This window comes from Maritimibacter sp. DP1N21-5, assembly GCF_019218295.1.
Lineage (GTDB): Bacteria > Pseudomonadota > Alphaproteobacteria > Rhodobacterales > Rhodobacteraceae > Maritimibacter.
In genome coordinates this window covers 358,636-377,642 of record NZ_JAHUZF010000003.1, presented here as the reverse complement: position 1 = coordinate 377,642, position 19,007 = coordinate 358,636, and the positions used below count along the sequence as shown (strand labels likewise).

At 64.5% G+C, this 19,007-nt stretch carries 16 protein-coding genes; 8 read left to right on the top strand and 8 right to left on the bottom strand.

What is annotated here, in order from left to right:
• Positions 1-16 precede the first annotated feature (16 nt).
• Positions 17-880, top strand: a complete 864-nt coding sequence (locus KJP29_RS03595) for a bifunctional helix-turn-helix domain-containing protein/methylated-DNA--[protein]-cysteine S-methyltransferase (RefSeq protein ID WP_218462187.1) — start codon at positions 17-19, stop codon at positions 878-880.
• Between the two features lie 3 nt (positions 881-883).
• Here the strand turns inward: KJP29_RS03595 and argF are convergent, their stop codons facing one another.
• Both argF and KJP29_RS03585 read right to left on the bottom strand, forming a co-directional pair.
• Complete coding sequence (argF, locus tag KJP29_RS03590) at positions 884-1,810, bottom strand: ornithine carbamoyltransferase (RefSeq protein ID WP_218462186.1); 927 nt, start codon at positions 1,808-1,810, stop codon at positions 884-886.
• Complete coding sequence (locus KJP29_RS03585) at positions 1,807-2,988, bottom strand: aspartate aminotransferase family protein (RefSeq protein ID WP_218462185.1); 1,182 nt, start codon at positions 2,986-2,988, stop codon at positions 1,807-1,809. The genes argF and KJP29_RS03585 overlap by 4 nt, the downstream gene beginning before the upstream one ends.
• Before the next feature lie 259 nt (positions 2,989-3,247).
• Here KJP29_RS03585 and KJP29_RS03580 point away from each other — a divergent pair, with 259 nt between their 5' ends.
• The 5 genes from KJP29_RS03580 to rimO all read left to right on the top strand — a co-directional run bounded on the left by KJP29_RS03580 (position 3,248) and on the right by rimO (position 7,021).
• Positions 3,248-4,147, top strand: coding sequence for a DMT family transporter (locus KJP29_RS03580; RefSeq protein WP_370630830.1), 900 nt, complete (start codon positions 3,248-3,250; stop codon positions 4,145-4,147).
• An 89-nt stretch (positions 4,148-4,236) separates the two neighbouring features.
• Positions 4,237-4,836, top strand: coding sequence for a GcrA family cell cycle regulator (locus KJP29_RS03575; protein WP_218462183.1), 600 nt, complete (start codon positions 4,237-4,239; stop codon positions 4,834-4,836).
• Positions 4,836-5,201 (top strand): glyoxalase superfamily protein, encoded by a 366-nt coding sequence (locus KJP29_RS03570; RefSeq protein WP_218462182.1) that lies wholly within the window; start codon positions 4,836-4,838, stop codon positions 5,199-5,201. Before KJP29_RS03575 ends, KJP29_RS03570 begins: the two co-directional genes overlap by 1 nt.
• 82 nt (positions 5,202-5,283) lie before the next feature.
• Positions 5,284-5,544, top strand: coding sequence for a hypothetical protein (locus KJP29_RS03565; RefSeq protein WP_218462181.1), 261 nt, complete (start codon positions 5,284-5,286; stop codon positions 5,542-5,544).
• A 94-nt stretch (positions 5,545-5,638) separates the two neighbouring features.
• Positions 5,639-7,021, top strand: a complete 1,383-nt coding sequence (gene rimO, locus KJP29_RS03560; RefSeq protein ID WP_218462180.1) for a 30S ribosomal protein S12 methylthiotransferase RimO — start codon at positions 5,639-5,641, stop codon at positions 7,019-7,021.
• Between the two features lie 5 nt (positions 7,022-7,026).
• Here the strand turns inward: rimO and KJP29_RS03555 are convergent, their stop codons facing one another.
• The 6 genes from KJP29_RS03555 to KJP29_RS03530 form a co-directional block, all read right to left on the bottom strand.
• A complete protein-coding gene (locus KJP29_RS03555; RefSeq protein ID WP_218462179.1) occupies positions 7,027-7,356 on the bottom strand; it encodes a hypothetical protein in 330 nt (109 codons plus the stop codon).
• A 54-nt stretch (positions 7,357-7,410) separates the two neighbouring features.
• On the bottom strand, positions 7,411-8,808 hold the full coding sequence (locus tag KJP29_RS03550; protein ID WP_218462178.1) for an L-serine ammonia-lyase: 1,398 nt from the start codon (positions 8,806-8,808) through the stop codon (positions 7,411-7,413).
• A 297-nt stretch (positions 8,809-9,105) separates the two neighbouring features.
• On the bottom strand, positions 9,106-12,375 hold the full coding sequence (gene carB / locus KJP29_RS03545; protein ID WP_218462177.1) for a carbamoyl-phosphate synthase large subunit: 3,270 nt from the start codon (positions 12,373-12,375) through the stop codon (positions 9,106-9,108).
• 281 nt (positions 12,376-12,656) lie between these two features.
• Positions 12,657-13,907, bottom strand: coding sequence for a glycosyltransferase family 87 protein (locus KJP29_RS03540; RefSeq protein WP_218462176.1), 1,251 nt, complete (start codon positions 13,905-13,907; stop codon positions 12,657-12,659).
• Positions 13,822-15,099 (bottom strand): cyclopropane-fatty-acyl-phospholipid synthase family protein, encoded by a 1,278-nt coding sequence (locus KJP29_RS03535; protein ID WP_255553413.1) that lies wholly within the window; start codon positions 15,097-15,099, stop codon positions 13,822-13,824. Before KJP29_RS03535 ends, KJP29_RS03540 begins: the two co-directional genes overlap by 86 nt.
• Positions 15,100-15,198: 99 nt before the next feature.
• Positions 15,199-16,428, bottom strand: coding sequence for a cyclopropane-fatty-acyl-phospholipid synthase family protein (locus KJP29_RS03530; protein WP_218462175.1), 1,230 nt, complete (start codon positions 16,426-16,428; stop codon positions 15,199-15,201).
• 286 nt (positions 16,429-16,714) lie between these two features.
• Here KJP29_RS03530 and aspS point away from each other — a divergent pair, with 286 nt between their 5' ends.
• Together aspS and KJP29_RS03520 are read left to right on the top strand one after the other, a co-directional pair.
• A complete protein-coding gene (gene aspS, locus KJP29_RS03525; protein ID WP_218462174.1) occupies positions 16,715-18,493 on the top strand; it encodes an aspartate--tRNA ligase in 1,779 nt (592 codons plus the stop codon).
• A 4-nt stretch (positions 18,494-18,497) separates the two neighbouring features.
• Complete coding sequence (locus KJP29_RS03520; protein ID WP_218462173.1) at positions 18,498-19,004, top strand: DUF1993 family protein; 507 nt, start codon at positions 18,498-18,500, stop codon at positions 19,002-19,004.
• The last annotated feature ends 3 nt before the right edge of the window (positions 19,005-19,007 follow it).

The window sequence follows — 19,007 nt, the reverse complement described above, 5'->3', positions numbered from 1 at the left end:
CAGAAGGAGCGAGCCGATGACCCTGATGGACCCGCAAAGACCGACCGCTGGCGAAGGTGCCTATCACTACCAGATCATCCGTCGTGCGATCGAGGCGATCGACGCCGCCGAGGGGGCGCCCCTATCGCTCGACGCGCTCGCTGCCGAAGTGAACCTGAGCCCCGCGCATTTCCAGCGCCTGTTCTCGAAATGGGCGGGCGTCAGTCCGAAGCGCTACCAGCAATACCTGACGCTCGATCACGCGAAGACGCTGCTCAGGGAAAAGTTCACGACGCTCGAGACCGCCCATTCGCTCGGGCTTTCGGGCACGGGGCGGCTTCATGACCTCTTCCTGACGTGGGAGGCGATGTCGCCCGGTGAATATGCCCGCGGTGGCGAGGGGCTGACGGTGCGCTGGGGCTGGTTCGACAGCCCGTTCGAGGCCGCGCTGGTGATGGCGACGGATCGCGGCATCTGTGGTCTCGCCTTTGCGGCAGAGACGGGGGCCGAGGCGGCGATGGCGGACATGCTGGCGCGTTGGCCCAGGGCGCGCTTCGTGGAAGACCCGATGGCGCTGCGCGAGGAGGTGCACGCCGCCTTCGACCAGTCGGGATCGGCGCGGCTCCACATGATCGGCGCGCCCTTTCAGATCAAGGTCTGGGAGGCGCTGATCAGCATCCCCTCGGGTCATGTCACCACCTATTCGGAAATCGCCCACGCGATCGGCTCGCCCCGCGCGGTGCGCGCCGTGGGGACCGCCGTGGGCCGCAACCCGGTGAGCTGGATCATTCCCTGTCACCGGGCGCTGAGACGGTCGGGCGGACTGGGCGGCTATCACTGGGGTCTGCCGGTGAAGCGCGCCCTCCTCGCCTGGGAATCCGCGCGGGACGAGGCCGTCTAGGAGCTAGACCCCGAGACACCAGCGCATGATCGCCTTCTGGGCGTGAAGCCGGTTCTCGGCCTCGTCGAAGATCACCGATTGCGGGCCGTCCATCACGTTGTCGGTGACTTCCTCGCCACGATGGGCGGGCAGGCAATGCATGAAAAGCGCATCCTTGTTCGCCCCGGCCATGAGGTGGTCGTTCACCTGGTAGGGACGCAGGAGGTTGTGCCGCCGCTCGCGGGTCGAGGGCGCGTCGTGCATCGACACCCAGGTGTCGGCCACCACTAGATCGGCGCCTTCCACGGCTTTCATCGGGTCGCGCTCGATCACGATGTCAGAGCCCTTGGCGCGAGCCTCGGCGACGAACTCCGGATCGGGGTCGAGCCGTTCCGGCCCGGTATAGGTCAGGTCGAAGCCGAATTGCCCGGCGGCATGGATGAAGCTCGCGCACACGTTGTTGCCGTCGCCGGTCCAGACCACCTTCTTGCCGGTGATTGGGCCGCGGTGTTCCTCGAAGGTCATCACGTCGGCCATGATCTGGCAGGGGTGGGTGCGGTTGGTCAGGCCGTTGATCACCGGCACGCTCGCGTATTCGGCCAGTTCGTGCAGCGCGGATTCCTCGAAGGTCCGGATCATGATCATGTCGACATAACGAGACAGCACGCGCGCGGTGTCGGCGATCGACTCGCCGTGACCCAGCTGCATTTCCTGCCCGGTGAGCAGCATCGTCTCGCCGCCCATCTGGCGCACGCCCATGTCAAAGCTCACGCGCGTCCGGGTGGAGGGCTTTTCGAAGATCAGCGCGACCATCCGGCCCTTCAAGGGCAGGTCGTCGTCCTCCGTGCCCTTGGGACGTCCGCCCCGGGCATCCTTCATCGCCCGTGCTTGGGCGATCATGCCCTTGAGATCGTCGACCTCGGTCGCGTTGATGTCGAGGAAATGTCTCATGTCGTCTGTCCTTCCAGAGCCTTCGCGGCGGCGTCGAGACGGGCGATGCCCTCGTCGATATCGTCATCGGAAATGCTGAGCGGCGGAAGAAGGCGCACGACGTTGTCGGCCGCCGGCACCGTGATCACGCCGGCCTCATAGCCCGCGGCCACCAGGTCGCCGGGCGCGACCTTGCACTTTAGGCCGAGCATCAGCCCCTCGCCGCGCACGCTGTCGAAGATGTCGGGATGGCTCGCCACGAGGCCTTCGAGCTTCTGCCGGAAGAGCCCGCCCTTGCGGTTCACCTCGGACAGGAAGGCGTCGTTGGCGATGACGTCCATCACCTTGCAGCCCACGGCGCAGGCGAGCGGGTTGCCGCCATAGGTGGAGCCATGGGTGCCGAGCGTCATGCCGGAGGCGGCCGCTTCGGTCGCAAGAACCGCCCCGAGCGGGAAGCCCCCGCCGATGCCCTTGGCGCTCATCAGGATGTCCGGAGTGACGCCCGCCCATTCATGGGCGAAGAGCTTGCCGGTCCGGCCCATGCCACATTGCACCTCGTCGAAGATCAGAAGCACGCCGGCCTCGTCGCACATGTCGCGAAGCCCCTTGAGGCATTGGTCGGGCACGGGGCGGATGCCGCCCTCGCCTTGCACCGGCTCGATCAGGATGGCGGCGGTCTTCGGACCCACAGCGGCCTTCAGCGCGTCGTGGTCGCCAAAGTCGAGATGCACGAAACCGGGCATGAGCGGGCCGAAGCCCTTGACCATTTTCTCTGACCCGGACGCCGCGATGGCACCGGTCGAACGGCCATGGAAGCAGCCCGAGAAGGTGATGATCTCGATCCGGTCGGTGTCGCCGCGATCGTAGTGATACTTGCGCGCCATCTTGATCGCGAGTTCGGCGGCCTCGGTCCCCGAGTTGGTGAAGAACACGGTGTCGGCGAAGGAGTTGTCGACAAGCTTGTCGGCAAGCGCCTGTTGCTCGGGGATCTGGTAGAGGTTCGAGACATGCCAGACCTTGTGCGCTTGCGCCGTCAGCGCCCCGATCAGGTCCGGGTTCGCATGGCCCAGCGCATTGACCGCGATGCCCGCGCCAAGGTCGAGGTATCGCCCGCCGTTCGCCTCGAAGAGCCAGGAACCCTCGCCGCGCACGAAGGACAGGGGCGCGCGTGCATAGGTGGGGAGAACGGACGTGATCATGGCGTTATCCTTGCGAAAAGAGCCTTTTGGTGCCGCGTGGGCAGGCCGGTGTCAACGATGTAAGGGGATTTGAGGGGGAACGAAAGCCGGGCGACGGGATGCGGCGCCCGCAAGCGGACGTTACGCGCGGAAGGCGCGGCGTCGGGGCTTGGGGAAGGCGTTCATCTTGCTCATGACGCGGCGGATACAGCGAAAGGATCGCCCTGTCTATTGATTTCCACTCCGAGGCATGCGCCTCTCGCCCTTCAGAACGGAGACAATCGTGCCCCCCGCTCACAACCCCCTCGCTTCCGCAGCTTTCATGCTGACCGCCGCGGCGCTCATCGCGGGCTGCACACTCCTGGCCAAGGTGGCCGGCAGCGGGCCCAATGGCCTGCATGCGCTCCAGATCAGCCATGGCCGCTTTCTCTTCGCCTTTCTGGGCATCGCGGCCGCGAACCTCCTGCTCCGGCCAAGGTATTCGCGCCCGGCATGGGGTCTGCACGCGGCGCGGAGCTTTTTCGGCTGGGGCGGGATCAGCCTGACCTTCGCCGCGATCCAGTTCATCCCGCTGGCCGATGCCACGGCGATCTCCTTTCTCAACCCAGTGGTGGCGATGCTCCTGGCCATCCCGCTTCTGGGCGAAAAGGTCGGCCCGTGGCGCTGGCTCGCCGTGGTGATTGCCGTCGTCGGCGGGGCGATCCTCTTGCGTCCCGGGTCCGGCGTCGTCGAGACGGGCGCCCTCATCGCGCTGGCGGCGGCCATTTCGATGGGGATCGAGATCACCATCATCAAGCTTCTGACCGGACGCGAAGGCCCCTTGCAGATCCTCCTCATCAACAACGGCTTCGGCCTGATTTTCGCGACGCTCGCGGTGCTTGCCTTCGGTGTCTGGCAATGGCCCACGCCCACACAATGGGCCGTTCTCGCCGGGATCGGCACTCTGATGGCCCTGGCGCAGGCCTGTTTCATCCAGTCGATGCGCCGCGCCGACGCGAGCTTCGCTTCGCCCTTCTTCTATGCCACGCTGGTCTTCGCCGCGCTCTACGACGGGGTTTTCTTCGGCGTCTGGCCCGACATGAACAGCGCCGTCGGCGCCGCCGTGATCCTAGCCGGGGGCGGATTGCTGGCGTGGCGTGAAGGCCGCAGGGGGCGGCCTGCCCGGCGGATCCCCGGCTGACGGACCTTCGTGACCTTGTATCCAGCGCCGGGGTGACTAGAATAGACGCTTGCGCTAAAGAAGGGGCCGAAGCCCCGCGAGGTAAAGATATGTCCTGGACCGACGAACGTGTCGAAACACTGAAGAAGATGTGGTCGGAGGGTCAATCCGCCAGCCAGATCGCCAAGGAGCTTGGCGGTGTCACCCGCAATGCGGTGATCGGCAAGGTGCACCGTCTGGGTCTGTCCAACCGTGCTGGTGGCGCTCCCGCCACCACCCCGGCCGCGAAGCCCGCCGCCAAGGAAAAGCCGGCGGCCGAGGCGCCCAAGGCGGCGCCCGCGAAACGCCCGGCTCCGGCCAAGCCGGCAGAGCCCGAGGCGAACGAACCCGCCGCAGCCGCGCCCGCGCCGAAACCCGTGGCGCCGATGCGCAAGGCGATCATACCCGCCGGCCAACCGCTCCCGCCGCAGCCGAGCGCGAACGAGATCAGCCCCGAAGCCCTTGAAACCGTGCGCAAGGTCGAACAGACCGCCAAGCGGATCAGCCTTCTGGAACTGACCGAACGCACCTGCAAATGGCCGGTGGGCGACCCTGCGACCGAAGACTTCTGGTTCTGTGGCCTGCCCGCGCAACAGGGCAAACCCTATTGCGAAGCCCATGTCGGCGTCGCGTTCCAGCCCATGTCCTCCCGCCGCGACCGCAAACGCTGATGACCGGTCCCGCCTGCCCGATCCTGCGGTCTTTTGACGAGGATCAGGCACGGGATTTCTACATCCGTTACCTGGGCTTCGAGGTCTCTTTCGAACACCGGTTCGAGGCTGACCTGCCGCTCTACATGGGGCTGAAGCGGGGCGACTGCCTGCTCCATATTTCCGAGCACCACGGCGACGCCTCGCCCGGGTCTTCGGTGCGCATCGAAGTGCCCGATATCGAGGCCTTCCATGCCGAGATCACCGAGCGCGGCCATCCCCGGTTGCGTCCCGGCATCACCTCGATGCCCTGGGCGCGCGAAGTGCAGGTGACCGACCCCTTCGGCAACCGGCTCATCTTCTGGCAATCGGTCGACGAAACCTGAGGGCCGGAGGGGCCAAAGCCGGACGACCCCTTGTTTTCGGGCGTTCAGCGGTTAACCTGAACACATGTCAGGGAGATACCCGATGAAAGCGTTCCTTTTCGTTCTGCCGCTTGTGTTTCTTGCCGCTTGCGATACCTCGTCAACCGTCCACCAGACCGGCGAAACCGTCGTCTACGCGGGCAAGTCCTATGACGTCTACGTCGAACAGATCCACACCAAGGAGCATGTGTTCCATGGGGATTACCACTACGCCCGCCGAATGATCTGGGTCGAGAGCCGCTATATCTGGTGCGAACCGAGCTGCGACGCCGCGATCAAGGCGCTGAAGGGTCCGAAGACCTGAGGCGACCGGCAACGGACTGCCTAAGCGTCACGGCCCTGTTTCGTGCCGGGTGAGGCCCCTTTCCCGGTGGCCCAAAGGCGCGTATAGGGCGCACATGTCGCAAAACTCGATCAACCCGCCCGATCTTCGCCCCGACCTCGCACGTGCCGTGGTCCGCGAAGATGCACGTCCCGGACAGCCGAAAATCGGCATGGTCAGCCTTGGCTGCCCGAAGGCTCTGGTGGACAGCGAGCGGATCCTCACGCGGCTGCGCGCCGAAGGTTATGCCATTTCGCCGGACTATTCGGGCGCGGATGCAGTGATCGTGAACACCTGCGGGTTTCTGGACAGCGCCAAGGCCGAGAGCCTCGACGCTATCGGCGAGGCGCTCAGTGAGAACGGACGCGTGATCGTGACCGGCTGTCTTGGCGCGGAGCCGGAGTTCATCACCGGCGCGCACCCCTCCGTGCTCGCCGTCACCGGGCCGCACCAGTACGAGCAGGTGCTCGATGCCGTGCACAGGGCGGTGCCGCCTGACCCCGATCCCTTTGTCGACCTTCTGCCCGCGCGTGGCGTGAGCCTCACCCCGCGGCACTACAGCTATCTGAAGATTTCCGAGGGCTGCAATCACGCCTGCAAGTTCTGCATCATCCCGGACATGCGCGGCAAACTGCAATCGCGCCCGGCCCATGCGATCGTGCGCGAGGCCGAGAAACTGGTCGAGGCGGGCGTCAAGGAACTGCTCGTCATCTCGCAGGACACCAGCGCTTACGGGCTCGACCTGCGCTATGCCGAGGAACGCGGACACCGGGCGCATATCACCGACCTCGCCCGCGATCTTGGCTCGCTCGGCGCCTGGGTGCGGCTTCATTACGTCTACCCCTACCCCCATGTGCGCGAGCTGATCCCGCTGATGGCCGAGGGGCTGGTGTTGCCCTATCTCGACATTCCCTTCCAGCACGCCGATCCCCGCGTGCTGCGCCGGATGGCGCGGCCCGCCGCGGCGGCCAGAACGCTGGACGAGATCGCCGCCTGGCGTTCGGTCTGCCCGGACATCACACTGCGCTCCACCTTCATCGTGGGCTATCCCGGCGAGACGGAGGAGGAGTTCCAGGTTCTGCTTGACTGGCTTGACGAGGCGCAATTGGATCGGGTCGGGTGTTTCCGCTACGAAAACGTGGCCGGGGCGCGCTCCAATGCGCTGCCCGACCACGTCCCCGACGAGGTCAAGGACGAGCGTTGGCACCGGTTCATGGAAAAGGCGCAGGCCATATCCGAGGCCAAGCTCGCCGCCAAGGTAGGCCGGACGATGCAGGTCATCGTGGACGAGATCGACGAAGAGGCCGCCACCTGCCGCACGATGGCCGATGCGCCCGAGATCGACGGGAACCTCTTCATCGACAAAGGGTTCGAGAACCTCGCGCCCGGCGACATGGTCACGGTGGAGGTGGACGAGGCCAGCGAATACGACCTCTGGGGTCGGACCGTTTCGTCCTGAACGTCCTACCTTGGCGTCAACTTCTCCAGCGCCGCGCCATCGGCCCAGGTACCATGTAGCTCGCCGTCCGGCATGACCACATAGACCACGGGCGATGCCGCGCCCCAGTCGATGGTCACCACGTCGCCGTTGATCGGGCCCGTCCCGGAGTAGGACGACGTGCCCACGGTCCAGTTCACCGTGACCATCCCGTCCGTCTCTGTCAGCCGCGCCGTCCCGGAATAAACCGACCCGTCGGCATTGCGCCCTTTTGCGGTGTAGTCGCCGGTGACATCGGCAAGGCCGGGACCGGCAAGACAGGCGAAGACGACAAGGGTCGTGAGGAAACGGGTCATGGGAAAACTCCGGCTGGCAAAATCGCGATCAATAGGACGACCCTAGCAGCGCCCTCAGCATTCGGGAAGATTGACCGCGATCCCTGCCTGCGAGGTTTCCTTGTAGCGCGCATCCATATCCTGACCGGTCTGGAGCATCACGCGGATGCAGTTGTCCAGCGGCATGATGTGCTCGCCGTCCGACCGGAGCGCGAGCGAGGCGGCCGAGACCGCTTTGATCGCCCCCATGGCGTTCCGTTCGATACAGGGGACCTGCACCAGCCCTTTGGCCGGATCGCAGGTCATGCCGAGGTGGTGCTCGAGCGCGATTTCCGCCGCGTTCTCGATCTGCTCATTGGTGCCGCCGAGCGCTGCACAAAGCCCCGCCGCCGCCATGGCGCTGGCCGATCCGACTTCGCCCTGACAGCCGACCTCGGCGCCGGAGATCGAGGCATTGGCCTTGATCAACCCGCCGACTGCCGCCGCCGTCAAAAGGAAGTCGCGCCGCTGCTCGCGCGTGGTTTCCGGGAAATGGTCGAGGAGATAGCGCAGCACCGCCGGCACCGTGCCCGCCGCGCCGTTGGTGGGCGCGGTGACAACCCGGCCCCCGGCGGCGTTTTCCTCGTTCACCGACATGGCATAAGCGCTGATCCAGTCGTTCACCACATGGGGCGCGTTCCGGTTCGAGTAACGCGTGGCGATCAGTTCGTCGTGGAGCTTCTTGGCCCGCCGTCTGACGTTGAGCCCACCGGGCAGGATCCCCTCCTGCGCAAAGCCCCGGTCGATACAGGACATCATCGCCTCTTCCAGCCCGTCAAGCCCTTCGTCGAGGTCGTCGTGCCCCGCCGCGAGTTCGTTCGCGCGCTTCATCTGCGCGATGGTCAGACCGGTCCGCTTGCCCATGGCGAGCATTTCCGCCGCCGTGCCGAAGGCATAGGGATAGCCCATCGCGCGTTTTTCCTCGGCGAGGCTGTGGTGCGGCTGGGTCATCTCACGCTCGGTCTGCACGAAGCCGCCGCCGACGGAGTAATAGGTCTCCGTGAGATAGGGGTTTCCTGAAGCGTCAAAGGCGCGGAAGGTCATCGCGTTGGCATGAAGTGGCAGCGGCTTTCCGAAGTCGAAGATCACGTCGCTGGCCGGGTCGAAGGCGATCGGGTGCAGGCCCTCGGGTGTGAGGCGCCTGGTCTTGCCCAGGTTCGCGACGAGCGTGTCGACAGAATCCGGGTCGAGGCCCTGCGGGGTCTGGCCCAGAAGACCAAGCACGGTTGCCCGGTCCGTCGCGTGCCCCTTGCCGGTCCAGGCGAGCGAGCCGTGCAGCGTCACATTGAGCGAGGCAAGTTCACCCGCGCCGGGGATGCGTTCCTCGGTGCGCAGCGCTTCGATGAACCGCAGAGCGGCCACCATCGGCCCCATGGTGTGCGAAGAGGATGGACCGACGCCGCGTTTGAAGATGTCGAATACGGAAATGAACATGTGAGGGACCCTGTTGCGCGTGAGGTCAGGGTAGTCGGTATGGCGCGTGGGGACAGCGCGAAGGCGACATGAATGCCGGGGGAGGCGACATGGTGCGAAGGATTGAACCTTGGCCCCGCCCGAAATAGCCGCTCTACCGGCCCGAGCAGCGCCGGGCCGCCCGACCGGCCGGGCGTTATGGTGACGTCAGCACGACGATTGATGTCGTCCGGAGTGGCGAGAAAGTGGCGACCACAAGAGTCAGAGCGCCCGACCTCGGCCGCGCTCTGCCCTTTGTCATCGCCAGTCTCTTAGTCGTCACGCCTCCTGAAGCGACCGCACCTCGAGTTCGCCCTCGTTGCGGGCGGTCATCGCAAGCGCTGCCGCATGGGCGGCCGCCGCCGTGGTGAAATAGGGGATCTTGTCCATCAGGGCGACGTTGCGAAGGGACCGGCTGTCCTCGACCGCTTGCGCGCCTTCCGTGGTGTTCATCACCAGATGGATGAGCCCGTCCTTTAGCACGTCCACGATGGTGCGCCCGCCTTCATAGGCCTTGCGCACGACTTCGCTCTCCACGCCGTTTTCCGACAGGAACTTCGCGGTGCCGGAGGTCGCCATGATGGAAAAGCCCAGGTCCCGCAGCATCTGCGCGGTCTCGACCATGTCCGCCGTCTTGTCGTCGTCCTTGATCGAGAAGAACACCGTGCCTTCGGTCGGCAGGATCGTCCCGGCGCCAAGCTGGGCCTTGAGGAACGCCCGCGCGAAGGACGCGTCGGACCCCATGACTTCGCCGGTCGAGCGCATTTCCGGTCCGAGAAGCGTATCGACACCCGGGAACCGGGCGAAGGGCAGAACCGCCTCTTTCACGGCGAAGCGGTCGATCAGCGGGTCGACCAGCGTGAAGTCGGAGAGTTTCGCCCCGGCCATGACCTGCGCGGCGATGGAGGCGATGGGCGAGCCCACGGCCTTGGCCACGAAGGGCACGGTGCGCGAGGCGCGGGGGTTCACTTCGATGAGGTAGATGTCGTCGCCCTTGACCGCGAATTGCACGTTCATGAGGCCGACGACGCCAAGCTCCAGCGCGAGCGCGACGGACTGGCGTTTGAGTTCCTCGATGATCGCGGCGGATAGCGAATAGGGCGGCAGCGAACAGGCACTGTCGCCCGAGTGGACGCCGGCCTCTTCGATGTGCTCCATGATGCCCGCGACATGGACTTCTTCGCCGTCGCAGAGCGCGTCCACGTCGACTTCGGTCGCCCCGGAGAGGTAGCTGTCGAGCAGAACGGGGCTGTCGCCCGACACGACCACGGCGTCGCGAATGTAACGCTTCAGGCCATCCATATCGCGCACGATTTCCATCGCGCGGCCGCCCAGAACATAGGAGGGGCGAATGACGAGCGGGAAGCCGATTCCTTCCGCGATTTCCAGCGCCTCGGCATCCGAATGGGCGATCCCGTTGTTGGGCTGCTTGAGGTTCAGGCGGTTCACAAGGTCCTGAAACCGCTCGCGGTCCTCGGCGAGGTCGATGGCGTCGGGCGTGGTGCCGAGGATCGGAATCCCTGCCTCTTCCAGGTCGTTGGCGAGTTTCAGCGGCGTCTGGCCGCCGAACTGCACGATGACGCCGTGGAGCGTGCCCCTCGACTGTTCCACGCGCAGGATTTCCATGACGTGCTCGAAGGTCAGCGGTTCGAAGTAGAGGCGATCCGAGGTGTCGTAGTCGGTCGAGACCGTCTCGGGGTTGCAGTTGACCATGATCGTCTCGTAGCCCGCCTCGGTCAGCGAGAAACAGGCGTGGCAGCAGCAATAGTCGAACTCGATCCCCTGTCCGATCCGGTTCGGACCACCGCCGAGAATGACGACCTTCTTGCGGTCCGAAGGCCGCGCTTCGCATTCCACCTCGCCCATCATCGGCTCTTCGTAGGTGGAATACATATAGGGCGTCTGGGCCTCGAATTCGGCGGCGCAGGTGTCGATGCGCTTGAACACCGCGGTCACGCCAAGGTTTAGTCGGGCGCGGCGCACGTTGGCTTCATCCCGCCCGGTGAGCTTGGCGAGGCGGGCATCGGAGAAGCCCATCATCTTGAGCCGGCGCAGACCATCCTCGGTGACGGGAAGTCCGTTCTTCTTCACCTCGGCCTCGGCCTCCACGATTTCGCGGATGCGCGACAGAAACCAGGGATCAAAGGCGGTCGCGTCGAAAATCTCGGCGTCCGACAAACCCTCGCGCATGGCCTGCGCCACGGTGCGCAGCCGGTCGGGGGTCTTGAGGCTGAGGGCACGGATCACGGCGGCCTTGTCCGGCGCGCCGTCGATCGTCACCTCGTCAAAGCCGGTCAAGCCGGTTTCCATGCTGGCCAGTGCCTTCTGCATCGACTCATGGATGGTGCGGCCAATGGACATGACCTCGCCCACCGATTTCATCGCCGTGGTCAGTTCGGGCTTCGAGCCCGGGAATTTCTCGAACGCGAAGCGCGGGATTTTCGTCACGACATAGTCGATGGTCGGCTCGAAGGAGGCCGGCGTCACCTTGGTGATGTCGTTGTCCAATTCGTCGAGCGTGTAGCCCACGGCGAGCTTCGCGGCGATCTTGGCGATGGGGAAACCAGTGGCTTTCGACGCGAGCGCGGACGACCGAGACACGCGTGGGTTCATCTCGATCACGACCATGCGGCCGTCGACCGGGTTCACCGCCCACTGGACGTTTGAGCCACCGGTTTCCACCCCGATCTCGCGCAGCACGTTGATCGAGTGCGTGCGCATGATCTGGTATTCCTTGTCGGTCAGCGTGAGCGCCGGGGCCACGGTAATCGAGTCGCCCGTGTGCACGCCCATCGGGTCCACGTTCTCGATGGAACAGACGATGATCGCATTGTCCGCCTTGTCGCGGACGACCTCCATCTCGTATTCCTTCCAGCCCAGAAGGCTTTCATCGACGAGGATCTGGTTCACCGGCGAGGCATCCATGCCCGAGCGGCAATAGTAGATGTATTCCTCGCGGTTGTAGGCGACGCCACCGCCAGTGCCGCCAAGCGTGAAGGCCGGGCGGATGATCGCCGGGAGACCGATTTCGTCGAGGGTTTCGAGCGCAATCTGGACGCCCTTCTCGAGGTCGGCTTTGCCGTCGGCCTTTTTCGGCGCGGTGACGATTGTGGCCTTGGGGTTCTCGATGCCCAGCCGGTCCATCGCCTCGCGGAACAGCTTCCGGTCCTCGGCCATTTCGATGGCTTCGCGTTTCGCACCGATGAGTTCAACACCGTGCTCTTCCAGCACGCCCATGTCCGCGAGCGCCAGCGCGGTGTTAAGGCCCGTTTGCCCGCCCATCGTGGGCAGCAGCGCGTCGGGCTTTTCCTTGGCGATGATCTTGGCGACCATCTCGGGCGTGATCGGCTCGATATAGGTGGCGTCGGCCATGTCCGGGTCGGTCATGATCGTCGCGGGGTTCGAGTTCACGAGGATGACGCGGTAGCCTTCTTCGCGCAGCGCCTTGCATGCCTGGGCCCCCGAGTAGTCGAATTCGCAGGCCTGTCCGATCACGATGGGCCCCGCTCCGATGATCATGATCGATTTGATATCGGTTCTTTTCGGCATGGCGTCACCTCGGGCAGCATGAGGCACCGGGATTCTCGCCCCGGTGCAAATTGTCGTGCGTTATAGACATGGTGCCGGGGCCTGCAAGGGGCCGTGGCGTAAATCAGGGGGCCGGATGTCGGTTTGCCCACCGCGCGAGGCGGACAAAGACGACGGTCACGGCAGCAACGCCAAGGCCCATCTGCACAAATCCGGTACAGGCTCGGTTCGAAAGCACGGGGGCCAGGGCACGAAAAAAATGCCGCGAACCAGCGCTCGTGCCAGAGGCGAAGTGTGGCCCGTTACTCTGCCGCCTGCTCCACGGGTCTTGCGAAGACGAGCATTCCGATCATGACCAGACAGCCACTGATCCACACGCCGATCTGCATGAAGCCCGTGTAATCGAACAAGACCGCCTCGATGAAGATCGGCATCGAGTAAAGAAGGCCGATGGCCAGCACGATCGCCGTCGTTCGGACCTTGTCGTAGAGTTCGTAAAACGCCGGAAGCAGGGCGAAGGGGAGCACCATGTAGTGGATCCACCCCAGCGGGTTGGTGATGAGCGTCACCAGCACCAGAAGATAGAAGCGCATCCAGATCCTCGTCCGGGCCGGACGGTCACGGGTGACCCAATACGTCAGGCCCATAAGCCCGAGCATGGTCGCACGCACGACCCATGCGATCCAGCCGGGCTCCATCGCTTGTCGCGGCTCGGCGATGGTCCAGTCCGCGGTGCCCCGAACGACTTCCTGCAACTGGAAGAGAACCGTCTCGAGCGAGACGATGATACGGCTGATCAGCACACGCTCTTCGACGAGCTGAAGTTTTTGCAGCAGTTCGGCATGAAGGGGCCACCCCACAACGCTGAGAGAAACCACGCCAAACACAAACCCGCTCGCCGCAAAGACGGCGAGCGCCTTCCAGCGTTTCTCCATCACGAACAGGACCGCCAGCAGCAGCGGCGACAGTTTCAGCGCCGTGGCGAGCCCCAGCAGCAGACCGGCATTCACCTCGCGCCCCCGGGACAGGGCCACTGCGGAGCCAAGCATCAGCGCGGAGACGATGACCTGTGGCTGTCCGAGCCAGTAGATCATGTAACCCACGACCGTGATGAGCAGCAGACCGAACCCGAGCACCGCCCAGACGAGCGGTATGACCCGCCGAGGTTGCACCAGTTGCCAGCCCAGCCAGACCATCCAGACGGACGCGGCCACATTCGCGACAAGCCCGACGTTGTAGAATGTCTCTACATCCATTCGACCCGCAACCGGCGCGAGCAATGCTGCCCAGAGCGGGGGGTAGAGATAGGGCGTGAACACGATTTCCTTCACATCCCAACCGTCCGCAGCGGCCCAGTCGGCCCAGAGCTGCGGCGGGGTATTGTAGACCACGCGCTCCGTGGCGTCATAGATCAGGTCGAGGTGCCCTGCCCCGTAGCTCTTGGCCGCGTAATAGATCGCGGAGAGGTCAATTTTCCAACCGTCCCAGTTCCACAAGACCGTCGTGATGCTCCACAGAAGGGCGACGGCGACTGCCGGCAGAAATCTCGTCACGCTGCAAATAACCTCTTGTAAACGGCACGTCAGACGAACGATGGGCCAGTTGGACTTGGTATACAACAAGGCCAAGTTCGGTAAAGCTCACTTCGCTGGCGGCGAGGTAGTAGCGCCACATCCGGGTGAAGCGCTCGTCCATGAGGTCGCGGATCGGGCCGAGATTGGCCTCGAAGGCCGCGCGCCATGCCTGCACCGTGCGCGCGTAATGCCCGCGCCAGACTTCGATGTCCGTGGGGACCAGGCCGGTCTGCTCGACGACGCCGGTCACTTCGGACAGGGCCGGGACGTAGCCGCCGGGGAAGATATACTTGTGGATGAAGGGGCTCGTCTGTCCGGGTGGCGTGGTGCGCCCGATGGTATGGACGAGCGCGACGCCGTCCGGGGCGAGGCAGCGGTCGATCTGGCCCCAGAACACCGGGTATTGCGGTGCTCCGACATGCTCCATCATGCCGACCACGACGATGCGGTCGAAGGTCTCCGTCAGGTCCCGGTAGTCCATCAGTCGAAACGTCACCCGGTCCGCGACGCCCGCCTCCCGCGCGCGCCGCTCTGCTTCGGCCAGTTGTTCGCGCGACAGGGTCACCCCGGTCACCTGCGCCCCGAAGCGCTTCGCCAGATGAATGGACAGGCCGCCCCATCCCGACCCGATGTCGAGCACCCGCATCTCCGGCCGGATCAGGAGCTTCCTGCCGATGTGGTCCATCTTGGCGATCTGGGCCGCCTCGATGTCCCAATCGGGGTCCGCGAAATAGCCACAGGTATATTGCAGGTTCCGGTCGAGAAAGAGGTCATAGAGCGCCGTCGGCAGGTCGTAATGCACCTCGACGTTGCGCCGGGCGGTGGCCATCGGGTTGTGTTGCGCGATCCGCCGAAGCCCGGTGCGCGCCGCCGCAGCGGCGGCCGAGAACCGCCCGCCCCCATAGGCGCGGGCATTGCGCGCGACAAGGGTCAGGAACCCGGTCACATCGTCGCCCGCGATGGACAGCCCGCCCTCCATGTAACCCTCACCCAGAGCCAGTTCCGGATTACGAAACAGCCGACGGATCAGGCCGGGGTCGGTCATGGTGAGGTGTTGCGGCGTGCCCGCTCCGTCGCCGAAACGTTGCGTCCGGCCATCGGGCCAGGTGATGCGAAGATCACCGTCCCGCACCACGCGCGCGATCATCCGCGCCAAGAGTTTCTGCAGCATCCCCGCCCCGTAGACCGAATTGAATCAAACCAATGCCACTCACCTTAGACGGGAGCGGGCCTAGGGTGAAGACCGGGTCGGGTCCCAAGAGGATTTCCCTTACTCCGCTGCCGAGCGATACCTTTGATGATCCGCGTCCTGGTGAGGATAAAGGTAATCCCGAGTGATCGGCGCCGCCACGAACCTGTGGCCGAGTTGCAGCTGATAGACGAGAAGCGAGCCGCAGGTGAACGCCGCTTCCATGCTCAGGAGGTAATAGCGCCACATCCGCACGAAGCGTTCGTCATAAAGCGCCCGCGCCTCGTTTACCCGCGCCATGAAGCGGTCGTGCCAATGGCCAAGCGTCTTGGCGTAATGAGTGCGCAAGACCTCGATGTCCTGCGTGACGAGGTAACGCTTGTCGACAGCTGCCTGAATCTCGGACAGGGCGGGCGCGTAACCTCCCGGGAAGATGTATTTCTCCATCCAGGGGTCGGCGTAGTTGGGTGGCCCCACATGGCCAATGGTGTGAATGAGCGCCAGACCATCGCGCGACAGAAGTTCGTCCACCTTGCCGAAGTAGGTGTCGTATTGCGGCACGCCCACATGTTCGAACATGCCGACGCTCACGATCCGGTCGAAGCGTTCGCTGACATGACGGTAATCCTGAAGCCGGATGTCGATCCGGTCCGACAGACCGGCCTCGGCGGCGCGCTGCACCGCGACCGCGTGCTGCTCCTTCGACAGTGTGACCCCCACCACGTGCGCGCCGTAATCCCGCGCCAGCGTCAGTGCCATGCCGCCCCAGCCGCAACCGATATCGAGCACGCGCATCCCCGGCTCAAGGCAGAGCTTGTGCGCGATATGGTGTTTCTTGGCCGCCTGCGCTTCATCCAGCGTCATGTCGGGCCGGGCGAAATAGGCGCAGGAATATTGCCGGTCGGCGTCGAGGAAGAGGTCGTAAAGCTCGCCCGACAGGTCGTAGTGATGCGCCACATTATGCCGCGAGCGCCCCAATCCGTTCATTTGGCGCAGAAGGCGGGTCGCCTGTTTGGCCCAGCGCACGGGCCGTTCGAACCAGGGATAGTCGACCCGTTGCACCGCAGGCAGCGCCACGGCGAAAAACGCGCGCAGATCCTCGATCTCCAGCGTGCCGTCCATATAGCTCTCGCCAACGCCCATCTCAGGATTGGCCACGATGCGCCTGATGACGTCCTCGTCCCTGATTGTGATACGGGCCTCAGGCGTGCCCGATCCATAGCGCCGGACGCTCCCGTCCGGCATCGTGATGACGATCGTGCCATCGCGGAAGTACCGCGTCAGCATCTGATCCAGCAATGCAGTCCACATGTCGAAGCTCCAAGTTGCGCGCCACCCCGGCGCTTCTCGGTCAGCTTCTTCCTGCATGTCGGCGGATCCCGCGATCCGCTCCTGCCTCGGTTTTCGCTCAAAGCGTTGTTAGTACGGAGAGTTTGTCACAGCTTCACGATCTGTAAAGGATAACATACGCACAATGTTCCCGTTTTTCTGTGCAATATCTGCGCGGGACGCTCCCCTGCCCCGACTTTTCCTTGACTTCACGGCCACAGACATGTGAATCGGCGCGGTCGAATAACAGCGCCTGAAAGGGAGCACCATGCACGCCTACCGCAGCCACACTTGCGCCGATCTGAACAAATCCAACGTCGGCGACACTGTCCGTCTGGCCGGTTGGGTGCACCGGGTGCGCGACCACGGCGGCATCCTGTTCATCGACCTGCGCGACCATTACGGCGTGACGCAGGTGCTGGCCGACCCTGACAGCCCGGTGTTCAAGGAGGTGGAAAAGGTCCGCTCTGAATACTGCATCCGGATCGACGGCAAGGTGCTGGCCCGTGACGAAAGCCTCGTCAATTCCAAGCTCCCGACGGGCGAGATCGAGGTCTTCATTCAGGATATGGAAGTGCTCGGCGCGGCGCAGGAACTGCCGCTCATGGTCTTCGGCGATCAGGAATATCCCGAGGAAACGCGGCTTCGCTACCGCTACCTCGACCTGCGCCGGGAAGAGATGCAGAAGAATATCACGCTGCGCTCCGACGTCGTCGCCTCGATGCGCCGGCGCATGTGGGACAAGGGCTTCCGCGAATATCAGACGCCGATCATCACGGCATCCTCCCCCGAGGGCGCGCGCGACTTCCTCGTGCCCTCGCGGCTGCACCCCGGCAAATTCTATGCGCTGCCGCAGGCGCCGCAACTCTTCAAGCAGCTCATCATGGTGTCGGGCTTCGACAAGTATTTCCAGATCGCGCCCTGTTTCCGCGACGAAGACCCGCGCGCAGACCGCTCGCCGACGGATTTCTACCAGCTCGACATCGAGATGAGCTTCGTCGAACAGCAGGACATCTTCGATACGGTGCAGCCGGTCATTCAGGGCATCTTCGAGGAATTCGGCGGTGGCCGGAAGGTCGATACCGAGTGGGAACAGATTTCCTATGCCGACTCGGCGCTGTGGTATGGCACCGACAAGCCGGACCTGCGCAACCCGATCAAGATGCAGGTCGTGTCCGAACATTTCGCGGGCTCCGGTTTCGCGATCTTCGCGAAGCTGCTGGAGCAGGAAGGCACCGAAATCCGCGCCATTCCCGCCCCCACGGGCGGCTCACGCAAGTTCTGCGACCGGATGAACAGCTTCGCCCAGAAAGAGGGCCTGCCGGGGATGGGCTATATCTTCTGGCGTGACGGCGAAGATGGCATGGAAGCCGCTGGCCCGCTGGCGAAGAATATCGGCCCCGAGCGGACCGAAGCGATCCGCGAGCAGCTTGGGCTCGGCGTAGGTGACGCGGCCTTCTTCCTTGGCGGCAAGCCGGAAGCCTTTGAAAAGGTGGCAGGGCGCGCCCGCACCGTCATCGGCGACGAGCTTGGGCTGACCGACACCGACCGTTTCGCCTTTGCCTGGATCGTGGACTTCCCGATGTACGAGAAGGACGAGGAGACGGGCGACATCGACTTCTCGCACAACCCCTTCTCGATGCCCCAGAACCTGGGCGATCTCGACGGCGATCCGCTCGCCGTGCTCGGCTACCAGTATGACCTTGCCTGCAATGGCTACGAGCTCATCTCCGGCGCGATCCGCAATCACAAGCGCGAGGTCATGTTCCGCGTGTTCGAGAAGGCGGGTTACGGTCAGGAAGAGGTCGAGAAACGCTTCGGCGGTCTCGCCACGGCCTTCCAGTATGGCGCCCCGCCCCACGGCGGTTGCGCGGCCGGAATCGACCGGATCGTGATGCTTCTGGCGGACGAGGCGAACATCCGCGAAGTCATGATGTTCCCGATGAACCAGCGCGCAGAAGACCTCATGATGGGTGCCCCGTCGGAGCCCACGAACGAGCAGCTGCGCGAATTGTCCCTGCGCGTGATCGAACAGGCCAGGGGCTAGGCACTTGGCCGCGCCCCTCTATATCGCCTCGGTGCCCGTCTTTCTCCACTACCTCGAACGGGCCCGGGGGATCGTCGCCAAGACGAAGGGGAAGGAAGACGTTCTGGGACAGAAACTCGCGCCCGACATGTTTTCGGGCGCGCAGCAATTCGCCTCGGCCGCCGGTTTCGCCCTGCGGGGCACCTATCCCCTGATCGGCATGTCCATTCCGGAGTTCCCGTCGGCCGCGATGGACCGGGATGGTATCCTCGCGCGGATCGACTTTGCCCACGAGCGCCTCGTCACGCTCGACCCCGGCGCTTTCGACAGGGCCGAGGAGCAGCGGGTCCGGCATCTTGCCGGTTTCGCGGACCTCGACCAGGCTGCCGGGGATTACCTGCGCTTCTTCGCGCTCCCGAATTTCATGTTCCACCTGTCGATGGGCTTCGCGGTGCTGCGGGCGGGCGGGATCGACATCGGCAAGTCCGACTTCGACGGTCTGCACGACTACCCGCCCGGCTTCCGTTTCTAGAGC

What these genes read in the sequence shown, in the direction of transcription:
- KJP29_RS03595 (WP_218462187.1), top strand. Translation starts at nt 17, where the DNA reads ATGACCCTGATGGACCCGCAAAGACCGACCGCTGGCGAAGGTGCCTAT.
- argF (WP_218462186.1), bottom strand. Translation starts at nt 1,810, where the DNA reads ATGAGACATTTCCTCGACATCAACGCGACCGAGGTCGACGATCTCAAG.
- KJP29_RS03585 (WP_218462185.1), bottom strand. Translation starts at nt 2,988, where the DNA reads ATGATCACGTCCGTTCTCCCCACCTATGCACGCGCGCCCCTGTCCTTC.
- KJP29_RS03575 (WP_218462183.1), top strand. Translation starts at nt 4,237, where the DNA reads ATGTCCTGGACCGACGAACGTGTCGAAACACTGAAGAAGATGTGGTCG.
- KJP29_RS03570 (WP_218462182.1), top strand. Translation starts at nt 4,836, where the DNA reads ATGACCGGTCCCGCCTGCCCGATCCTGCGGTCTTTTGACGAGGATCAG.
- KJP29_RS03565 (WP_218462181.1), top strand. Translation starts at nt 5,284, where the DNA reads ATGAAAGCGTTCCTTTTCGTTCTGCCGCTTGTGTTTCTTGCCGCTTGC.
- rimO (WP_218462180.1), top strand. Translation starts at nt 5,639, where the DNA reads ATGTCGCAAAACTCGATCAACCCGCCCGATCTTCGCCCCGACCTCGCA.
- KJP29_RS03555 (WP_218462179.1), bottom strand. Translation starts at nt 7,356, where the DNA reads ATGACCCGTTTCCTCACGACCCTTGTCGTCTTCGCCTGTCTTGCCGGT.
- KJP29_RS03550 (WP_218462178.1), bottom strand. Translation starts at nt 8,808, where the DNA reads ATGTTCATTTCCGTATTCGACATCTTCAAACGCGGCGTCGGTCCATCC.
- carB (WP_218462177.1), bottom strand. Translation starts at nt 12,375, where the DNA reads ATGCCGAAAAGAACCGATATCAAATCGATCATGATCATCGGAGCGGGG.
- KJP29_RS03535 (WP_255553413.1), bottom strand. Translation starts at nt 15,099, where the DNA reads ATGCTGCAGAAACTCTTGGCGCGGATGATCGCGCGCGTGGTGCGGGAC.
- KJP29_RS03530 (WP_218462175.1), bottom strand. Translation starts at nt 16,428, where the DNA reads ATGTGGACTGCATTGCTGGATCAGATGCTGACGCGGTACTTCCGCGAT.
- aspS (WP_218462174.1), top strand. Translation starts at nt 16,715, where the DNA reads ATGCACGCCTACCGCAGCCACACTTGCGCCGATCTGAACAAATCCAAC.